Origin of the sequence: Streptomyces sp. NPDC005791 (assembly GCF_042871485.1) — a bacterium.
Lineage (GTDB): Bacteria > Actinomycetota > Actinomycetes > Streptomycetales > Streptomycetaceae > Streptomyces.
Window position 1 is genome coordinate 219,149 of record NZ_JBIAIP010000011.1, and the last position, 18,420, is coordinate 237,568.

17 protein-coding genes are annotated in these 18,420 nt (G+C 69.3%); 11 read left to right on the forward strand and 6 right to left on the reverse strand.

Annotated features, from left to right (window positions below; genetic code table 11):
• Window positions 1-20: 20 nt before the first annotated feature.
• Together ACFYSH_RS22640 and ACFYSH_RS22645 are read right to left on the reverse strand one after the other, a co-directional pair.
• Window positions 21-287 (reverse strand): protealysin inhibitor emfourin, encoded by a 267-nt coding sequence (locus tag ACFYSH_RS22640; protein WP_388754735.1) that lies wholly within the window; start codon window positions 285-287, stop codon window positions 21-23.
• A 54-nt stretch (window positions 288-341) separates the two neighbouring features.
• A complete protein-coding gene (locus ACFYSH_RS22645; protein ID WP_359472490.1) occupies window positions 342-1,418 on the reverse strand; it encodes a M4 family metallopeptidase in 1,077 nt (358 codons plus the stop codon).
• 292 nt (window positions 1,419-1,710) lie between these two features.
• Between ACFYSH_RS22645 and leuA the strand changes: the two genes are divergently transcribed.
• The 4 genes from leuA to ACFYSH_RS22665 all read left to right on the forward strand — a co-directional run bounded on the left by leuA (window position 1,711) and on the right by ACFYSH_RS22665 (window position 6,086).
• Window positions 1,711-3,495 (forward strand): 2-isopropylmalate synthase, encoded by a 1,785-nt coding sequence (gene leuA / locus ACFYSH_RS22650; protein WP_359472492.1) that lies wholly within the window; start codon window positions 1,711-1,713, stop codon window positions 3,493-3,495.
• Window positions 3,496-3,713: 218 nt separating this feature from the next.
• A complete protein-coding gene (locus tag ACFYSH_RS22655; protein WP_359472494.1) occupies window positions 3,714-4,424 on the forward strand; it encodes a TerB family tellurite resistance protein in 711 nt (236 codons plus the stop codon).
• 44 nt (window positions 4,425-4,468) lie between these two features.
• Window positions 4,469-5,215 (forward strand): DNA repair protein RecO, encoded by a 747-nt coding sequence (gene recO / locus ACFYSH_RS22660; protein ID WP_014156371.1) that lies wholly within the window; start codon window positions 4,469-4,471, stop codon window positions 5,213-5,215.
• Window positions 5,216-5,237: 22 nt separating this feature from the next.
• Complete coding sequence (locus ACFYSH_RS22665; RefSeq protein ID WP_359472497.1) at window positions 5,238-6,086, forward strand: isoprenyl transferase; 849 nt, start codon at window positions 5,238-5,240, stop codon at window positions 6,084-6,086.
• 63 nt (window positions 6,087-6,149) lie between these two features.
• Here the strand turns inward: ACFYSH_RS22665 and ACFYSH_RS22670 are convergent, their stop codons facing one another.
• The 4 genes from ACFYSH_RS22670 to ACFYSH_RS22685 all read right to left on the reverse strand — a co-directional run bounded on the left by ACFYSH_RS22670 (window position 6,150) and on the right by ACFYSH_RS22685 (window position 9,354).
• Window positions 6,150-6,584 (reverse strand): transcriptional repressor, encoded by a 435-nt coding sequence (locus ACFYSH_RS22670; protein ID WP_359472499.1) that lies wholly within the window; start codon window positions 6,582-6,584, stop codon window positions 6,150-6,152.
• A 65-nt stretch (window positions 6,585-6,649) separates the two neighbouring features.
• Window positions 6,650-7,549, reverse strand: a complete 900-nt coding sequence (locus tag ACFYSH_RS22675; protein WP_359472598.1) for a metal ABC transporter permease — start codon at window positions 7,547-7,549, stop codon at window positions 6,650-6,652.
• The gene (locus ACFYSH_RS22680; protein ID WP_359472501.1) at window positions 7,549-8,325 is read right to left on the reverse strand and encodes a metal ABC transporter ATP-binding protein; all 777 of its coding nucleotides are present in this window, start codon (window positions 8,323-8,325) and stop codon (window positions 7,549-7,551) included. Before ACFYSH_RS22680 ends, ACFYSH_RS22675 begins: the two co-directional genes overlap by 1 nt.
• 42 nt (window positions 8,326-8,367) lie before the next feature.
• On the reverse strand, window positions 8,368-9,354 hold the full coding sequence (locus tag ACFYSH_RS22685) for a metal ABC transporter substrate-binding protein (protein ID WP_359472503.1): 987 nt from the start codon (window positions 9,352-9,354) through the stop codon (window positions 8,368-8,370).
• 220 nt (window positions 9,355-9,574) lie between these two features.
• On the opposite strand from ACFYSH_RS22685, the gene ACFYSH_RS22690 reads away from it, so the two are divergent.
• From ACFYSH_RS22690 to ACFYSH_RS22720, 7 genes are all read left to right on the forward strand, one after another.
• Window positions 9,575-10,957, forward strand: a complete 1,383-nt coding sequence (locus ACFYSH_RS22690) for a glycine--tRNA ligase (protein ID WP_359472505.1) — start codon at window positions 9,575-9,577, stop codon at window positions 10,955-10,957.
• Between the two features lie 92 nt (window positions 10,958-11,049).
• Window positions 11,050-11,253, forward strand: coding sequence for a hypothetical protein (locus ACFYSH_RS22695; protein ID WP_359472507.1), 204 nt, complete (start codon window positions 11,050-11,052; stop codon window positions 11,251-11,253).
• Window positions 11,254-11,437: 184 nt separating this feature from the next.
• Window positions 11,438-11,641 (forward strand): DUF6243 family protein, encoded by a 204-nt coding sequence (locus ACFYSH_RS22700; RefSeq protein ID WP_388754743.1) that lies wholly within the window; start codon window positions 11,438-11,440, stop codon window positions 11,639-11,641.
• Between the two features lie 204 nt (window positions 11,642-11,845).
• Window positions 11,846-12,994, forward strand: a complete 1,149-nt coding sequence (gene dusB, locus ACFYSH_RS22705; RefSeq protein WP_359472511.1) for a tRNA dihydrouridine synthase DusB — start codon at window positions 11,846-11,848, stop codon at window positions 12,992-12,994.
• Window positions 12,995-13,567: 573 nt separating this feature from the next.
• Window positions 13,568-16,279: a pyruvate, phosphate dikinase gene (gene ppdK, locus ACFYSH_RS22710; protein ID WP_359472513.1), complete on the forward strand. Its 2,712-nt coding sequence runs from the start codon at window positions 13,568-13,570 to the stop codon at window positions 16,277-16,279.
• A 563-nt stretch (window positions 16,280-16,842) separates the two neighbouring features.
• Window positions 16,843-17,856 (forward strand): ArsR/SmtB family transcription factor, encoded by a 1,014-nt coding sequence (locus ACFYSH_RS22715; protein ID WP_388754746.1) that lies wholly within the window; start codon window positions 16,843-16,845, stop codon window positions 17,854-17,856.
• Window positions 17,857-17,972: 116 nt separating this feature from the next.
• Window positions 17,973-18,389: a VOC family protein gene (locus tag ACFYSH_RS22720; protein WP_359472517.1), complete on the forward strand. Its 417-nt coding sequence runs from the start codon at window positions 17,973-17,975 to the stop codon at window positions 18,387-18,389.
• Window positions 18,390-18,420: the final 31 nt, after the last annotated feature.

An 18,420-nucleotide genomic window follows, 5' to 3' on the forward strand; every position in this document is an offset into this window, starting at 1 on the left:
CTGGGCCCGCGAAGGGGGACCTACGCGCCCTCCTTCAGGACCCGGGAGATCAGCGTCCGCTGGTCCTCGGTCAGGCGTGGGTCCGCGCAGTCGGCCGTCCGGTCGCCCACCGTGATCCGGTAGCGGAAGCCGTCCGGCACCCCCTGGTGCGAGCTGCCGCGGCCGACGGTGAGCGCCGCCTCGGCCAGGGCCTCCCACTCCGCGGCGTCGGGCCGCCCCGAGGTCTCGACCTCGCCGTGCCGTGCGATGCCGGCGAACCCGCCGGTCCGGCTCACCTGAATGCGCATGCGTACTGGCTCCTGCCTGACCTCACCTGGACGGCACCGCGTACATCTACCCGGTCAGCGGGTCGGCACGCCCACTTCCGACCATGCCTTGAGCACCGCCTCGGCCTCGTCGCCCTCTCCGAACCTGTGCTGCGCCGCCGCGACGGTGAGCTTGGCGAAGTCCCTGAAGGACGCGTCCTGGGCCAGCTCTTGGCCGGTCAGCACGTCGAACCAGATCCGGCCGGCCCGCTCCCAGGCGTTGCCGCCGAGTGCCGTCGCCAGCAGGTGGAAGGCGCGGTTGGGGATACCGGAGTTGATGTGGACCCCGCCGTCGTCCTCGTCCGTCTCGACGTAGTCGTCCATCGATCCCGGCTGCGGGTCCTTGCCGAGCACATCGTCGTCGTACGCCGTGCCCGGAGCCTTCATCGAGCGCAGTGCCACGCCGCTGACCCGGGGCGCGAGCAGCCCCGCGCCGATCAGCCAGTCTCCCTGGTCGGCGCTCTGGCCGAGTGAGTACTGCTTGACCAGGGACCCGAAGACGTCGGACACGGACTCGTTGAGCGCGCCCGACTGGCCCTCGTAGGCCAGGTTGGCCGTGTACTGGGTGAGGCCGTGCGCCAGCTCGTGGGCGATCACGTCGATGGCGACGGTGAAGTCGAGGAAGATCTCGCCGTCACCGTCCCCGAAGACCATCTGCTCGCCGTCGAAGAACGCGTTGTTGTACTTCTCGTCGTAGTGCACGGAGCCGATGAGCGGCAGGCCCTTGCCGTCGATCGAGCTCCGGCCGTACTCCGTGAGCAGCAGATCGAAGGTGGCGCCGAGTCCCGCGTACGCGCGGTTGACGCTGGCGTCCTGGGTGGCTTCGTCGCCCTCGTCGCGGGCCTTGACGCCCGGCAGATCCGTGCCGTGCCGGCAGTCGTACAGGGTGCGGTGGGGCTTGGTGGGGACCGGGGCGGAGGTGCGGGCGGTCGTCGGGGTCCGGGCCAGCGCGGTCACCCGCCGGTGCCGGCGCCGGGCACCGTCGGACTCCAGGGTGCGCCGGGCGGGATCGGCCAGGCGGGGGTCGTCGGCCTGGGACAGCTTGTCGAGGACATGGGGCGGCACGATGGTGCAGAAGACGGGCTGGAACCCGTTGTTCGGTCGAGGCTGCATGCCAGCGACTGTGGCACTCCGTCACCGCGCTGTCACTGGTGGCGATCGTGATTGACGAAATGGAGTGATGTATCACCGTTCTGCCTGCATGAGCCGCCGATCCCGCATACTGATACGGGCCGACGCACCAGGTGTCCCTCGGCTAGGGTTGCCGCATCATGCGTTTCGGGCTGCTCCTTCTTAGCTGCCGCGGCGAGGGCCTGTAGTCGTAGGCCGGCTCCCTCCCCGCGGAGTTCGCTGTTGCAGCGACACAGTCGGCCGCCCCTGCTGGACCTCAGAGGAGCCGTACGCCATGACTGCCGTAAATGCCGCCGAGAACACCCCTGCCCCCGTGGGCGGGCCCACCCCGGTCACCAACGCGACGCAGCTGCAGAAGCCTTCCGGCATGCCGGTCCACAAGTACCGCGGTTACGAGGCCGTGGACATCTCCGACCGGACCTGGCCTGACAACCGCATCACCCGGGCGCCCCGCTGGCTGTCCACGGATCTGCGCGACGGCAACCAGGCACTGATCGACCCCATGTCGCCGGCCCGCAAGCGCGAGATGTTCGACCTGCTCGTACGCATGGGCTACAAGGAGATCGAGGTCGGCTTCCCGTCCTCCGGCGAGACCGACTTCGCGTTCGTCCGCTCCATCATCGAAGAGGGCGCGATCCCCGAGGACGTGACGATCTCCGTCCTGACGCAGGCCCGCGAGGAACTGATCGAGCGCACCGTCGAGTCGCTGGTCGGTGCGCGGCGCGCCACCGTCCACCTGTACAACGCCACCGCGCCCACCTTCCGCCGCGTGGTCTTCCGCGGATCGAAGGAAGAGGTCAAGCAGATCGCCGTGGACGGCACCCGCCTGGTCATGGAGTACGCGGACAAGATCCTGGGCGACGAGACGATCTTCGGTTACCAGTACAGCCCGGAGATCTTCACGGACACCGAGCTGGACTTCGCCCTGGAGGTCTGCGAGGCCGTCTGCGACGTCTGGCAGCCGGAGGCGGGCCGCGAGATCATCCTCAACCTGCCCGCCACCGTGGAGCGCTCGACGCCGTCCACCCACGCGGACCGCTTCGAGTGGATGTCCCGCAACCTGTCCCGCCGTGCGTACGTCTGCCTGTCGGTCCATCCGCACAACGACCGCGGTACGGCCGTCGCCGCAGCCGAGCTGGCGATCATGGCCGGCGCCGACCGCATCGAGGGCTGCCTGTTCGGCCAGGGCGAGCGCACCGGCAACGTCGACCTGGTCACCCTGGGCATGAACCTGTTCTCGCAGGGCGTCGACCCGCAGATCGACTTCTCGCAGATCGACGAGATCCGCCGCACCAGCGAGTACTGCAACCAGATGGAGGTCCACCCGCGCCACCCCTACGCGGGCGACCTGGTCTACACCGCCTTCTCCGGCTCCCACCAGGACGCCATCAAGAAGGGCTTCGACGCCATGGAGGCCGACGCGGCCTCCCAGGGGAAGACCGTCGACGACATCGAGTGGGCGGTGCCGTACCTGCCGATCGACCCGAAGGACGTCGGCCGCTCCTACGAGGCCGTCATCCGGGTCAACTCGCAGTCGGGCAAGGGCGGAATCGCCTATGTCCTCAAGAACGACCACAAGCTGGACCTGCCGCGCCGGATGCAGATCGAATTCTCCCGGATCATTCAGGCCAAGACCGACGCCGAGGGCGGCGAGGTCACACCGAACCAGATCTGGTCGACCTTCCGGGACGAGTACCTGCCGAGCCCGGAAAACGCCTGGGGGCGTGTGCAGATCCGCTCCGGTCAGACGACGACCGGTTCCGACGGCCAGGACACGATCACCGTCGAGGCCACCGTGGACGGCACGGACACGGTGCTGACCGGCACGGGCAACGGCCCGATCTCCGCGTTCTTCGAAGCGCTGCAGGCCATCGGCATCGACGCCCGCCTGCTGGACTACACCGAGCACACGATGAGTGAGGGCGCGAGCGCGCAGGCCGCCTCCTACATCGAGTGCGCGATCGACGGCAAGGTGCTGTGGGGCATCGGTATCGACGCCAACACCACGCGCGCCTCACTCAAGGCGGTCGTCTCCGCGGTCAACCGCGCTACCCGCTGACGCCACCAGGCGGCATTCCGGACATATTTCCGATACGTCGCTGAACCGCGCGGCCCGAGAGCCCCGTTCGCCCCTCCCGGGTGGGCGGGGTTCGGCCATATCCCGGTGTTGTGACGTCAGAGATGCTGACGCCACATCACGCATGTGGCTAACATCACGTCCAACCCGGCAATGTCGCCTGGGGGTACCTCCCGCGCCCTCAGGGCCCCGGGGGAGTTATGGAGGTGTGCGACGTGCGGACAGCCACAGGACAACGCGCCATCAGACTGCGCATCTACGGCATCCGCACCGTCTGGGACACCGTGGGCGACGGTGAGTTCTTCTGCCCGTGCTGCGGGGGAGACCGCAACTACCGCCGCCTCACAGGCCGTCACCGCCTCACCGTCCTCGGAGTGCCGCTGATGGCCCGGGGCAGCGCGGGGCCCGTCGTCGAATGCGCCGCCTGCGGGACGCACTTCGCGACCGACACGCTCGACCGTCCCACCACCACCCGCTTCTCCGCGATGCTGCGGGAGGCCGTGCACACCGTCACGCTGGCCGTGCTCGCCGCGGGCGGCACCACCTCCCGCGCGGTCCTGGAGACCGCCGCGGCCACCGTCCGGGACGCGGGGCTCGACGACTGCTCCCAGGAGCAGCTCTTCACCGTCGTCGAGGTGCTCGCCGCCGAGACCGGGGCCGGGGCCGACCCCGCGGCCGAGGCCTGCGGAGCGGCCCTCGCCATCGAGCTGCACGAGGTCCTGGAGCCGCTCGCGCCGCACCTCGCCGTGGCGGGCCGCGAGACGGTCCTGCTGCGGGGCGCCAGGATCGCGCTCGCCGACGGCCCGTACACCCAGGCCGAGCGCCAGGTGCTGACCACGGTGGGCGGCGCGCTCCAGCTCTGCTCCGCCGACACCGCGAAACTGCTCGAGGCGGCGCGTACGCCCTCGTAGGCCCTCGCGGGCCTCCAGGTGCCCCGGTGGGCGACAATGGGCGCATGAGCTTGTTCCGGGACGACGGCGTCGTGCTGCGCACGCAGAAGCTGGGCGAGGCCGACCGGATCATCACGATCCTGACCCGCGGCCACGGGCGGGTGCGCGCCGTGGCCCGCGGGGTGCGCCGCACCAAGTCCAAGTTCGGGGCCCGGCTCGAACCGTTCTCCCATGTGGACGTGCAGTTCTTCGCGCGCGGCAGCGAGCTGATCGGCCGCGGTCTACCGCTGTGCACCCAGAGCGAGACGATCGCTCCGTACGGCGGCGGCATCGTCTCCGACTACGCCCGCTACACCGCGGGAACCGCGATGCTGGAGACCGCCGAGCGGTTCACCGACCACGAGGGCGAGCCGGCGGTCCAGCAGTACCTGCTGCTCGTCGGCGGGCTGCGCACCCTGGCGCGCGCCGAGCACGCGCCGAACCTCATCCTCGACGCGTTCCTGCTGCGTTCCCTCGCCGTCAACGGCTACGCACCGAGCTTTGTCGACTGCGCCAAGTGCGGAATGCCCGGACCGAACCGTTTCTTCTCCGTCGCGGCGGGCGGTGTCATATGCGGCGACTGCCGGGTGCCCGGCAGCGTCGTACCCTCGGCGGAGGCCGTCGAACTGCTGAGCGCGTTGCTCACCGGTGACTGGGAGACGGCGGACGCGTCCGAGGCGCGTCATGTCAGGGAGGGGAGCGGACTCGTGTCCGCCTATCTGCACTGGCATCTGGAGCGCGGTCTGCGCTCGCTGCGGTACGTAGAGAAGTGACACAGGGAGACGAGAGAAGCCCATGGCAGTACGCGGGATGCTCGGCGGCCGTAACCGGCGTGAGTACAAGACCCCCGAGCCGCACCCCTCCGGCGCCACCCCGCCGAAGATCCCCGGCGAGCTCGTACCCAAGCACGTCGCCGTCGTGATGGACGGCAACGGCCGCTGGGCCAAGGAGCGGGGGCTTCCGCGCACCGAGGGCCACAAGGTCGGTGAGGGCGTCGTCATGGACGTCCTCAAGGGCTGTATCGAGATGGGCGTCAAGAACCTCTCGCTGTACGCGTTCTCCACGGAGAACTGGAAGCGTTCGCCGGACGAGGTGAAGTTCCTCATGAACTTCAACCGGGACGTCATCCGCCGCCGCCGCGACGAGATGGACGAGCTCGGCATCCGCATCCGCTGGGTCGGGCGCATGCCGAAGCTGTGGAAGTCCGTCGTCCAGGAGCTCCAGGTCGCCCAGGAGCAGACCAAGGACAACGACAGGATGACGCTGTACTTCTGCGTCAACTACGGCGGCCGGGCCGAGATCGCCGACGCCGCGCAGCGCATCGCGCAGGACGTCGCGGCGGGAAGGCTCGACCCCTCGAAGGTCAACGAGAAGACGTTCGCGAAGTACATCTACTACCCGGACATGCCGGACGTGGACCTTTTCGTGCGCCCCAGCGGGGAGCAGCGCACGTCCAACTACCTGATCTGGCAGAGCGCGTATGCCGAGATGGTCTTCCAGGACGTCCTGTGGCCGGACTTCGACCGCCGGGACCTGTGGAACGCCTGCCTGGAGTTCGCCCGGCGTGACCGGCGCTTCGGCGGCGCCGAGGACATCACCAAGGACGAGCACATCAGTGAGGACGAGGGGGGCACCGAGGGCTGACACCGCGCGGAGGGGGCCCCGGTGCCGGGGCCCCCTCCGGGGACGGTCGTCCTGCTCGCGTGATCAGCTCTTGGCGCCCGCACAGTCCGCGCAGGTCCCGAAGATCTCCACGGTGTGGGCCACGTTCACATAGCCGTGCTGCGCCGCGATGGTCTCGGCCCACTGCTCCACGGCCGGACCCTCGACCTCGACGGCCTTGCCGCAGACGCGGCAGACCAGATGGTGATGGTGGTCGCCCGTCGAGCAGCGCCGGTAGACGGCCTCGCCGTCCGTCGTGCGCAGGACGTCGACCTCGCCGGCGTCGGCGAGCGACTGGAGCGTGCGGTAGACCGTGGTCAGCCCGACCGAGTCGCCCCGGTGTTTGAGCACGTCGTGCAGATCCTGGGCGCTGCGGAACTCGTCGACCTCGTCGAGCGCCGCCGCGACCGCCGCCCGCTGCCGGGTGGACCGGCCGCGCACCGGAGCCGCGTTCGTGCCACTGATCGGCGCCGTTGCCACAGCTGCCTCCTCGTGTCGCCCGTACGTGTGTCGGGCCATTGTGCCAGCCCGCCCCGGTGGCACGGTCACACCCGTACGTCGTCCGAGGCGGGGCGGGCCCCCGGTACCTCAAGGGTGCACCGGTCCGCCTCGCTTTCGTGGTCCTTGGCGCGCCTGCGCGCCAGCGGCGTGGCGAGCGCGGTCAGCACGACGAACGCGGCGATGGCGAGCAGCACGATCGTCGCCCCGGGCGGTACGTCCTGGTAGTACGAGGTCACGGTGCCGGCCAGGGTGACGGCCGTGCCGATGACGACGGCCAGGACGAACGTCACCTTGAAGGACTTCGAGATCTGCTGGGCGGCGGCGACCGGCACCACCATCAGCGCGCTGACGAGCAGCAGACCCACGACCCGCATCGCCACGGTGACGGTGACCGCGGCGGTCACGGCGACCAGCAGGTTCAGTACACGCACCGGCAGTCCGGTGACCCGGGCGAACTCCTCGTCCTGGCTGACCGCGAACAGCTGCCGCCGCAGCCCCACCGTGACCAGGACCACGAAGGCGGCCAGCACCACGATCGCGGTGACGTCCTCCTCGGAGACCGTCGACAGGGAGCCGAAGAGGTACGAGGTCAGATTGGCGTTGGAGCCGGTGTCCGAGAGGTTGATCAGCATCACGCCGCCCGCCATGCCGCCGTAGAACAGCATGGCCAGGGCGATGTCACCGCGGGTGCGCCCGTACCAGCGGATCAGCTCCATCACGACCGAACCGGCCACGGCGACGAGCGTCGCCATCCAGACCGGGTTGGTGGAGAGCAGGAAGCCGAGGCCGACACCCGTCATCGCGACGTGGCCGATGCCGTCGCCCATCAGGGCCTGACGGCGCTGGACCAGGTAGATGCCGATGGCGGGGGCGGTGATCCCGACGAGGACGGCGGCTATCAGGGCCCGCTGCATGAAGGGGGGGTTCAGGAATTCCAGCATGATCAGCTCAGCAGTCCCGTCCGGACGGGCTCGGAGGCCGCGTGGGGGTGTACGTGGTCGTGACCGGGCAGGGCGTGCTGGCCCACGGCCTCGGGGGGTGGTCCGTCGTGCAGGACGCAGCCGTCGCGCAGGACGATCGCCCGGTCGATCAGCGGCTCCAGGGCGCCGAGCTCGTGCAGGACGAGCAGCACCGACGCACCGCCGGCGACCTGCTCGCGCAGCGTCGCGGCGAGGATCTCCTGGCTTGCCAGGTCGACGCCGGCCATCGGCTCGTCCATGATCAGCACCTCGGGCTCGGCGGCGAGCGCGCGGGCGATCAGCACCCGCTGGTGCTGGCCGCCGGAGAGGGCGTTCACGGAGTCCTTGGCGCGGTCGGTGAGGCCGACGAGCTCGACGGCCCTGTCCACCGCCGCCCGGTCGGCCTTGCCGAGCAGCCCGAACCTCGTGCGCGACAGCCGCCCGGAGGACACGACCTCGCGGATCGTGGCGGGGACACCGCCGGCGGCCGTGGTGCGCTGCGGTACGTACCCGACGCGGGCCCACTGCCGGAAGCGGCGCAACGGCGTGCCGAAGAGCTCGACGGTCCCGCCGGTGAGCGGCACCTGACCGATGGCGGAGCGCACGGCGGTGGACTTGCCTGAGCCGTTCGCCCCGAGCAGGGCCACGACCTCACCGCGGTGAACGGTGAGGTCGACCCCGCGCAGCACCGGGCGCGCGCCGAGCGTGGCCGTGGCTCCGCGCATGCTGATCACGGGTTCTGGCGTACTGGGCTCAGGCATGATCGCCTCCGGTGCTGCGGCTGGTTCGGGGTGCTGCTCGGGTCACTTCGCGCCGAGGGCCTTCTGCAGCGCGGCCAGGTTGGACTCCATGACCTCGATGTAGTCAGCGCCCGCGGACTTGTCGGTAATTCCCTCCAGCGGGTCCAGGACACCGGTCTTCAGGCCGAGGTCCTTCGCCAGGGTCCTGGCGGTCTTGTCGCTGGCGAGCGTCTCGAAGAATACGGTGGTTGCCTTGTTCTCCTCGGCGACGTGGTGGATCTCGTCGATCCGGGCCGGGCTGGGCTCGGTCTCGGGGTCGAGGCCGGCGATGCCCTCCTGGGTGAGGCCGTAGCGCTCGGCGAGGTACCCGAAGGCGGAGTGGGTGGTGATGAACGTCTTCGTCGCGGTGTTCTTCAGCCCGGTCTCGAAGGACTGGTCCAGCTTGTTCAGCTCGGCGACCAGGGTCTCGGTGTTCTTGCGGTAGTCCGCGGCGTTGTCGGGGTCGGCCTTCTCCAGCGACTTCCCGACGCCCTCGGCGACCTCGGCGTACTTCACCGGGTCCAGCCAGATGTGCGGGTCGAGGGCAGCCTCCTCGGTGTGCTCCTCGCCCTCGTGCTCCTCGTGCCCGGCACCCTCCTCGGCGCCGTGGTCGTGGCCGTCCACCTCGGAGCCGTGGCTCTCGAGCTCGGTGAGGGTGGCGGCGTCCACGGTGTTCTTGACACCGGCCTGCACGACGGCGTCGTCGACGGCGGGCTGCACGTTCTTGAGGAAGAGGATGTAGTCGGCGTCGCTCAGACCGCCGATCTGCTGCGGGGAGAGCTCCAGGTCGTGCGGTTCCACACCCGGCTTCGTCAGCGAGGTGACGGAGACGTGGGACCCGCCGATCCTCTCGGCCAGGAACTGCATCGGGTAGAAGGACGCCACCACGTCCAGCTTGCCGTCACTTCCTCCTTCGGCCGCGTCGGAGGAGGAGCAGGCGGAGAGCGCGGTGAGGCCGAGGGCGACTGCTCCCGCGACGGCGGCGGTGGGTATGAGGCGACGTACGTTCATGACAGTCATTTTCAACAAATGTGGAAACGATTGTCAACAAGACTGATGAGATGCCCGGAACCGAGCCTCATGACCGCGATGCGCCCCACCGATTTGATACGGGGGGTGCGCCCGCCGGTAATCTGGTGCATTCGCCCGCCCGTCTCCTGAGCAGCACCCCCCACCGAGGCGCTTCGCGCCGCCCCCTGTCCCATTTCGTCGTCGTAATGAAGAGAGCACCGTGGCCGCCGACAAGATCGACACCATCGTCAGCCTGAGCAAGCGCCGTGGCTTCGTCTACCCCTGCAGTGAGATCTACGGCGGCCAGCGGGCCGCCTGGGACTACGGGCCGCTGGGCGTCGAGCTGAAGGAGAACCTCAAGCGCCAGTGGTGGCGCTACATGGTCACCGCGCGCGAGGACGTGGTCGGCATCGACTCGTCGGTCATCCTGGCCCCCGAGGTCTGGGTCGCCTCCGGCCACGTCGCCACCTTCTCCGACCCGCTCACCGAGTGCACCTCCTGTCACAAGCGCTACCGCGCCGACCACCTGGAGGAGGCGTACGAGGAGAAGCACGGCAAGCCGCCCGTCAACGGCCTGGCCGACCTCAACTGCCCCAACTGCGGCAACAAGGGCACCTTCACCGAGCCCAAGGCGTTCTCGGGGCTCCTCTCCACCCACCTCGGCCCCACCCAGGACACCGGCTCGGTCGCGTACCTGCGCCCCGAGACCGCGCAGGGCATCTTCACCAACTTCGGCCAGGTGCAGCAGACCTCGCGCAAGAAGCCGCCGTTCGGCATCGCGCAGATGGGCAAGTCCTTCCGGAACGAGATCACTCCGGGCAACTTCATCTTCCGCACGCGCGAGTTCGAGCAGATGGAGATGGAGTTCTTCGTCAAGCCGGGCGAGGACGAGCAGTGGCAGGAGTACTGGATGGAGCAGCGCTGGAACTGGTACACCGGTCTCGGCCTGCGCGAGGAGAACATGCGGTGGTTCGAGCACCCGAAGGAGAAGCTTTCCCACTACTCCAAGCGCACCGCTGACATCGAGTACCGCTTCCGCTTCGGCGGCAGCGAGTGGGGCGAGCTCGAGGGCGTCGCGAACCGGACCGACTACGACCTCAAGGCGCACTCCGAGGCCTCCGGCACGGACCTCTTCTACTACGACCAGGAGAAGGGCGAGCGCTACACGCCGTACGTCATCGAGCCCGCGGCCGGTGTCGGCCGCTCGATGCTCGCCTTCCTCCTCGACGCCTACAGCGAGGACGAGGCCCCCAACGCCAAGGGCGTCATGGAGAAGCGCGCCGTCATGCGTCTCGACCCGCGCCTCGCGCCGGTCAAGGTCGCCGTGCTCCCGCTGTCCCGCAACGCCCAGCTGTCACCGAAGGCCAAGGGCCTCGCCGCCGACCTGCGCCAGAACTGGAACATCGAGTTCGACGACGCGGGTGCCATCGGCCGCCGCTACCGCCGCCAGGACGAGATCGGCACGCCGTTCTGCGTCACCGTCGACTTCGACACCCTCGACGACAACGCGGTGACCGTGCGCGAGCGCGACACGATGAAGCAGGAGCGCGTCTCCCTGGACCAGATCCAGAGCTACCTCGGCTCCCGACTCCTGGGCTGCTGACGGCATCTGTTCCATCACGAAGCCCCCGGTTCCCGCGCAGGGAGCCGGGGGCTTCGCGCACACTGCTGGGCACACTCTCACAGGAGGCTCGGATGGCGTCCATGACCACGAGCAAGGTCAGCAGACGGGACCGGCACGGCCGTGAACACGTCGTGCACGTGAAGAAGTCGGGGATGCAGCGGCAGCTGACCTGCGACACCTGCGGGTGGCGCAAGCCGGCGCAGTTCCTGCCCTGGCTGAAGGCCGAGGAACACCTGACCGAGGCCCACCAGGCCACGGTCGACCCGACTGCCTGACCCGGCATCGGCAGTGGCCGGGAAAAAATCGGATGAGGTGCCCCTCCGGCCGGGGTACCTTTTTGCCATGTCTTCGTTCTTCCAGATCTACGAGTGAGCGCGCGACGGGCCCGACCGCCCGTCGCCCATCGGATCGATACACCACACGTCATCCTCACTTCCTCACTACGAATGGGAGAACCCCGTGGCCAAGAGCCGTAACGGCCTTCTCGGCGTGGGCGGACAGCGCAAGAAGCTGTCCCGCGCCGAACAGCAGGGTGCGAACCCCGCACGCAACGACGACCGGAAGGCCGCCGAGGAGAAGAAGCAGGAGCTGGTGCGCAAGATGCGTGAGCGCGCCGCCGCCGCCGGAGCCGCACCGGCGCAGGACGCACCTGCCGAGAGCTGATCTCCTCGCACCACCCGTACGACCACGGGCTCGGACCACCTCGGCGGTCCGGGCCCGTCACCGCACCGTGCAGGGCAGCCGCCCGCCCCGGCACGCTCGGCCGGTACGGCGGGAACCGCTGCCGGAGCCGGCCCTCACCGAGGCGTGAACGGGTGGCGCCCGGGCCGCATCCGTGCCGCCGCCCAGGTGCGGGACAATGGGGGAATGACCACGCTCGCCCCTGCCCTCCCATTGCTCCGGATCGGCCCGCACACCGTGCAGCCGCCGGTCGTGCTCGCCCCCATGGCCGGCATCACCAACGCGCCCTTCCGCACCCTGTGCCGTGAGTTCTCCGGTGGCAAGGGGCTGTTCGTCAGCGAGATGATCACCACACGGGCGCTGGTCGAGCGCAACGAGAAGACCATGCAGCTCATCCACTTCGACGCGAGCGAGACCCCGCGCTCCATCCAGCTGTACGGGGTGGACCCGGTCACCGTCGGCAAGGCGGTCCGCATGATCGTCGACGAGGGCCTCGCCGACCACATCGACCTGAACTTCGGCTGCCCGGTCCCCAAGGTCACCCGCAAGGGCGGCGGCTCCGCACTCCCGTACAAGCGGCCCCTGCTCCGCGCGATCCTCCGGGAGGCCGTGGCACAGGCGGGCGAGCTGCCGGTCACCATCAAGATGCGCAAGGGCATCGACGACGACCACACCACCTACCTCGACGCCGGGCGCATCGCCGTCGAGGAGGGCGTCACGGCCGTCGCCCTGCACGGCAGGACCACAGCCCAGCACTACGGCGGCACGGCGGACTGGGACGCCATCGCACGGCTCAAGGAGCACGTCCCGGAGATCCCCGTCCTCGGCAACGGCGACATCTGGAGTGCCGACGACGCTTTGAGGATGATGCGCGAGACGGGCTGTGACGGAGTCGTCGTGGGCCGCGGCTGCCTCGGGCGCCCCTGGCTCTTCGGCGACCTCGTCAGCGCCTTCGAAGGCACGGGGACGCGGCAGGCGCCCGCCCTGCGCCAGGTCGCGGACGTCATGCTGCGCCACGCCACGCTGCTGGGGGAGTGGATCGGGGACGAGAGCCGCGGTGTGATCGACTTCCGCAAGCACGTCGCCTGGTACCTCAAGGGCTTCGCCGTCGGCTCGGACATGCGCAGGAAGCTCGCGGTCACCTCGTCGCTGGAGGAGCTGGGCGGACAGCTCCAGGAGCTCGATCTCGACCAGCCCTGGCCTGACGGCGCGGACGGCCCTCGTGGGCGCACGTCCGGCAACAACCGGGTGGCGTTGCCGGACGGCTGGCTCAAGGACCCGTACGACTGCGCGGGTGTGAGTGCGGACGCGGAGCTGGACACCTCGGGCGGCTGAGCGCGACTCATGCTGGGAGGCACCGAGTGCCCCACGAACTGCCCGCTCAAACGAGCGGGCTTATCCTGTGGGATCCGGCGCGTTCCCCGTCGTTTCGCCGACCGCCGTGTGTGCCCGCTCTCTTTCTGGGGGCTCACCGTCACGTACTGTCAGTGTTCCGTAGCTGTCAGGTGACTGATCGTTGACCGGTGGACGTCCGAATGGTGACATCTGAGCGCGGGTTGGGGCGTGATTCTCGCCACCTCTGAGGGGCACTCGGCTCACATGAGCGCCCCTTCGGATGATGCACTTCCCAAATGGCGGCACTGGGTGCCAGGCGGCTTTACTTTGATCGATCAAAGCATCCGTAGCTCTGAGTGCGCGAAACGGCAGAGTGTGCATACTTTCCGTAAGGATGGCTTCAAGAGGTGAATCATCTCCCGCCCTGTGACGTACCCGCGCGTTACTTTCGATCTGCTGGCGGACGGGTGGTTGAGGCCTCATGACGCGCAGGTGGCCGTACCCAGACACCTTCGATCTGGGTATGTTCCTCGCCGTCAGGGCAGCCACCGCGTCCTCGAGGAGTCGAGACCCGTGTCGGAAAACAAAGACCCCCAGAAGTTCGTCTACGACTTCACCGAGGGCAACAAGGATCTGAAGGATCTTCTGGGCGGCAAGGGCGCCAACCTCGCCGAGATGACCAAACTCGGGCTGCCCGTCCCTCCGGGCTTCACCATCACGACCGAGGCCTGCAAGGTCTACCTCGACAGCGGTGACGAGCCGGCCGAACTGCGCGACGAGGTCGGTGCGCACCTCGAGGCGCTCGAGAAGCGGATGGGCAAGGACCTCGGCCAGGCGGACGACCCGCTGCTGGTCTCCGTCCGGTCCGGCGCGAAGTTCTCCATGCCCGGGATGATGGACACGGTCCTCAACATCGGCCTCTCCGACGCCTCGGTCGTGGGCCTCGCGACCCAGGCGGGCGACGAGCGCTTCGCCTGGGACTCGTACCGCCGCCTCATCCAGATGTTCGGCAAGACCGTGCTCGGGGTCGACGGCGACCTCTTCGAAGAGGCGCTGGAGGCCGCCAAGGAGGCCAAGGGCGTCACGGTCGACGTGGACCTCGACGCGGCCGACCTGAAGAAACTGGTCGAGCAGTTCAAGACGATCGTCACCCGGGACGCCGGGCGGGACTTCCCGCAGGACCCGCGCGAGCAGATGGACCTGGCCATAAAGGCGGTCTTCGACTCGTGGAACACCGACCGGGCCAAGCTCTACCGCCGTCAGGAGCGCATCCCCGGCGACCTCGGCACGGCCGTCAACATCTGCTCGATGGTCTTCGGCAACCTCGGCCCCGACTCGGGTACGGGCGTCGCTTTCACCCGTGACCCGGCCAGTGGTCACCAGGGCGTCTACGGCGACTACCTCCAGAACGCGCAGGGCGAGGACGTCGTCGCGGGCATCCGCAACACGGTGCCGCTCGCCGAGCTCGAGTCGATCGACAAGGCGTCGTACGACCAGCTGATGAAGATCATGGAGACGCTGGAGACCCACTACAAGGATCTCTGCGACATCGAGTTCACCATCGAGCGCGGCCAGCTCTGGATGCTCCAGACCCGGGTCGGCAAGCGCACCGCCGGTGCCGCGTTCCGGATCGCCACCCAGCTCGTCGACCAGGGCCTCATCGACGAGGCCGAGGCCCTCCAGCGGGTCAACGGCGCCCAGCTCGCGCAGCTGATGTTCCCGCGCTTCGACGACGCGGCCAGCGCCGTCCTGCTGGGCCGTGGAATCGCCGCCTCGCCGGGCGCGGCCGTCGGCAAGGCCGTCTTCGACTCGTACACCGCCGTCAAGTGGTCGCGGTCCGGCGAGAAGGTCATTCTCATCCGCCGGGAGACCAACCCCGACGACCTCGACGGCATGATCGCCGCCGAAGGCATTCTGACCTCGCGCGGCGGCAAGACCTCACACGCCGCCGTCGTCGCCCGCGGCATGGGCAAGACCTGTGTCTGCGGCGCGGAGGAGATCGAGGTCGACACCAAGCGCCGCCGGCTCACGGTCGGCGGCACCGTCGTGGAGGAGGGGGACCTCGTCTCCGTCGACGGCTCCACGGGCAAGGTGTACCTCGGCGAGGTACCCGTCGTGCCGTCCCCGGTCGTCGAGTACTTCGAGGGCCGCATGCACGCGGGCGCCGACGACGCCGACGAACTCGTCGCCGCCGTCCACCGGATCATGGCGTACGCCGACCGGGTACGCAGGCTCCGGGTACGGGCGAACGCGGACAACGCCGAGGACGCCTCGCGGGCCCGCCGCTTCGGCGCCCAGGGCATCGGCCTGTGCCGCACCGAGCACATGTTCCTCGGTGAGCGCCGCGAGATGGTCGAGAAGCTGATCCTCGCGGACACCGACGACGAGCGCGAAGCCGCGCTGGCCGCCCTCCTGCCGCTGCAGAAGGCCGACTTCACCGAGCTGTTCGAGTCGATGGACGGGCTGCCGGTCACCGTACGGCTGCTCGACCCGCCACTGCACGAGTTCCTGCCCGACATCACCGAGCTCTCCGTACGGGTCGCGCTCGCCGAGTCCCGCAAGGACGCGAACGAGAACGATCTGCGCCTCCTGCAGGCCGTGCACAAGCTGCACGAGCAGAACCCGATGCTGGGTCTGCGAGGCGTCCGTCTCGGCCTGGTCATCCCCGGGCTGTTCGCGATGCAGGTGCGCGCGATCGCGGAGGCGGCGGCGGAGCGCAAGAACGCCAAGGGCGACCCGCGCGCCGAGATCATGATCCCGCTCGTCGGCACGGTCCAGGAGCTGGAGATCGTCCGCGAGGAGGCCGACGGCGTCATCGCTGAGGTCGAGGCGGCCACCGGTACGCAGCTGAGGCTGAGCATCGGCACGATGATCGAGCTGCCCCGTGCCGCGCTGACCGCTGGTCAGATCGCCGAGGCCGCGCAGTTCTTCTCCTTCGGCACGAACGACCTCACCCAGACGGTGTGGGGCTTCTCCCGCGACGACGTGGAGGCCTCGTTCTTCACCGCGTACCTGGAGAAGGGAATCTTCGGGGTGTCGCCGTTCGAGACGATCGACAAGGACGGCGTCGGCGCACTCGTACGCAGCGCCGTCGAAGCGGGCCGGGCCACCCGCCCGGACCTCAAGCTCGGTATCTGCGGAGAGCACGGCGGGGACCCCGAGTCGGTGCACTTCTTCCACGAGGTGGGCCTGGACTACGTCTCCTGCTCGCCGTTCCGCATCCCGGTGGCCCGGCTGGAAGCGGGCCGGGCCGCCGCCGGGCCGCGGAGCAGCGACAGCCGCTGAGTCCTGGGGCCTTTCGTCCGGACCAGGTCGGCGTGGCACCGGGGCACGCGAGCCCGGCCTGATCCGCACGAGAGGTCCCGGGTGGCCGAGCACCCGGCACGACTCCGGCTACCGCCGACGGATCACAGGGACCCTCACCGGTCCGACGGCGGCGCCGTATTTCCCGGAAGCGGCGGCACCCTGTGCGGGGGTGCCGCCGCTTCGTCAATGGAAAGGCCTTTCCAAGGAGTCGGCGTAGTCCGCCTTTCCACCGTTCGCCGCGCAAAGTACGGCCGTACGGTCCGGGTGCGGCCCGGGGATCCCCACCCCCGGGCCACACCCGCTTACCCCTGCCGGGTGCGGAGCCGCACCGCCGTTCACCGCCGCCGAACGGGTAAAGCCCCCCACGGCCCTCACCCGCTCATTCGGTGACGCCGGATGCGCACCCGACGTCGTACAGCCTTTCGGCTGGCGGGGATTCGGGCGAGACATTTCAACTGTGGCCGAAACCCCGTGGTGACCTCCTGTGACGCTGTGCATACGCTTCTGCGGGGGCAATTGCGGGTGCAACAGGTGGGGGATCGGTGCTGCGTATCCAGGTGTCCGGAGTGGACTTTTCGCGCGTGCGGATGGCCACGAGGCCGGACGCGATGTGGGAGACCATTCTCAGTTTTCACCGGTTGAGAGACCGGAGGGGTTCCACGGTGTTCGGAAAATGGCGGAAGGAATCCCGCACCCGGTTGAATGGTGAAACACGTCTGCTGTCCGCGGTCGTTCCGCCCCGCGGCTATTTCCCCGACTTCCTGACGCCTTCCGGGGGAGGTGCCGAGCCCTTCGGGCTCGATGCCGGAATGGAGGTGCTGCGGGACACACCCGTGGACCGTATCCGCGAGGAGCTCGGGCTGCTGGCGGGAAGCGCCGCCCTCACGCGAGGGCCGTCCGGCGGGCACTCGCCCGATGCCCTGTCGGAGGCGCTGGCCGAAGGGCGTACGGAGCCGCTGGGGCGGCTCATCTCCTCCCTGCGCGCCTACCACCGCGCCGCGGTCGAGCCGTACTGGCCGCACATCCGGGCGAGCGTCGAGGCGGACCGGGCCGTCCGGGGCCGCGCCCTGCTGGACGGCGGCACGGACGAGCTCCTGGCCACCCTGCCACCGATGATCCGCTGGCGCGCCCCGGTGCTGGAGGTGGACTACCCCGTCGACCGGGACCTGCGCCTCGGCGGGCGCGGGCTGCTCCTGCAACCGTCGTACTTCTGCCGGGGGACCCCCGTGGTCTACCGCGACCCGGGCCTCCCGCCGGTCCTCGTCTACCCGGTCACCCACCCCGAAGCCCCGGCCGTCGCCGAGCCCGGTCCCTGGCTCGGCCGGCTCGTGGGGCACACCCGCTCCGCGGTCCTGCGGGCCATAGGCAACGGCTGTACGACGAGCGAGCTGGCCCGCAGGACCGGGGTCTCCCTGGCCTCGGCGAGCCAGCACGCCTGTGTGCTGCGCGAGGCCGGCCTGGTCCGTACCCTTCGCCACGGCAGCTCGGTCCTGCACACCCTCACCCCGCTGGGGGCCGCCCTGATCAGGGGCGGAGCCCCGATCGCCGTGCCCTGAGGAACTGCTCGCGGCAGGAGCGATGAGTTTCGGGTGCCGCCGTCGTCTACCGCACGTAAGCGCTCGGACGGAGCGCGCGGAGCACCCCCGGGGTGCTGGACGGAAGAGTGGGAACCATGCCTCAGATGATCTTCGTCAACCTGCCGGTCAAGGACCTCGAGACGTCCAAGAACTTCTTCTCGAAGCTCGGCTTCGGCTTCAACCCGCAGTTCAGCGACGAGACGACGGCGTGTCTGGTCATCAGCGACACCATCTTCTCGATGCTCATCAGCGAGCCGCGTTTCAAGGAGTTCACCAAGAAGGAGATCGCCGACGCGTCGAGGACGACCGAGGTCCTCCTCGCCCTCAGCGCGGACAGCCGCGAGAAGGTCGACGAGATGGCCGACGCGGCGCTCGCCAACGGCGGGTCGCCCGCCAACGACCCGATGGACGAGGGCTTCATGTACGGCCGTTCGTTCCAGGACCCGGACGGCCACATCTGGGAGGTCGTGTGGATGTCCCCCGAGGCCGTGGACAACGGTGGCCAGGCCTGAGGGCCGTACGGGGCAGCGGCGTCGGCGCCGC

What these genes read in the sequence shown, in the direction of transcription:
- ACFYSH_RS22695 (WP_359472507.1), top strand. Translation starts at nt 11,050, where the DNA reads ATGGCGTCCATGACCACGAGCAAGGTCAGCAGACGGGACCGGCACGGC.
- ACFYSH_RS22665 (WP_359472497.1), top strand. Translation starts at nt 5,238, where the DNA reads ATGGCAGTACGCGGGATGCTCGGCGGCCGTAACCGGCGTGAGTACAAG.
- dusB (WP_359472511.1), top strand. Translation starts at nt 11,846, where the DNA reads ATGACCACGCTCGCCCCTGCCCTCCCATTGCTCCGGATCGGCCCGCAC.
- ACFYSH_RS22655 (WP_359472494.1), top strand. Translation starts at nt 3,714, where the DNA reads ATGGAGGTGTGCGACGTGCGGACAGCCACAGGACAACGCGCCATCAGA.
- ACFYSH_RS22645 (WP_359472490.1), bottom strand. Translation starts at nt 1,418, where the DNA reads ATGCAGCCTCGACCGAACAACGGGTTCCAGCCCGTCTTCTGCACCATC.
- ACFYSH_RS22720 (WP_359472517.1), top strand. Translation starts at nt 17,973, where the DNA reads ATGCCTCAGATGATCTTCGTCAACCTGCCGGTCAAGGACCTCGAGACG.
- recO (WP_014156371.1), top strand. Translation starts at nt 4,469, where the DNA reads ATGAGCTTGTTCCGGGACGACGGCGTCGTGCTGCGCACGCAGAAGCTG.
- ACFYSH_RS22680 (WP_359472501.1), bottom strand. Translation starts at nt 8,325, where the DNA reads ATGCCTGAGCCCAGTACGCCAGAACCCGTGATCAGCATGCGCGGAGCC.
- ACFYSH_RS22685 (WP_359472503.1), bottom strand. Translation starts at nt 9,354, where the DNA reads ATGAACGTACGTCGCCTCATACCCACCGCCGCCGTCGCGGGAGCAGTC.
- ACFYSH_RS22640 (WP_388754735.1), bottom strand. Translation starts at nt 287, where the DNA reads ATGCGCATTCAGGTGAGCCGGACCGGCGGGTTCGCCGGCATCGCACGG.
- leuA (WP_359472492.1), top strand. Translation starts at nt 1,711, where the DNA reads ATGACTGCCGTAAATGCCGCCGAGAACACCCCTGCCCCCGTGGGCGGG.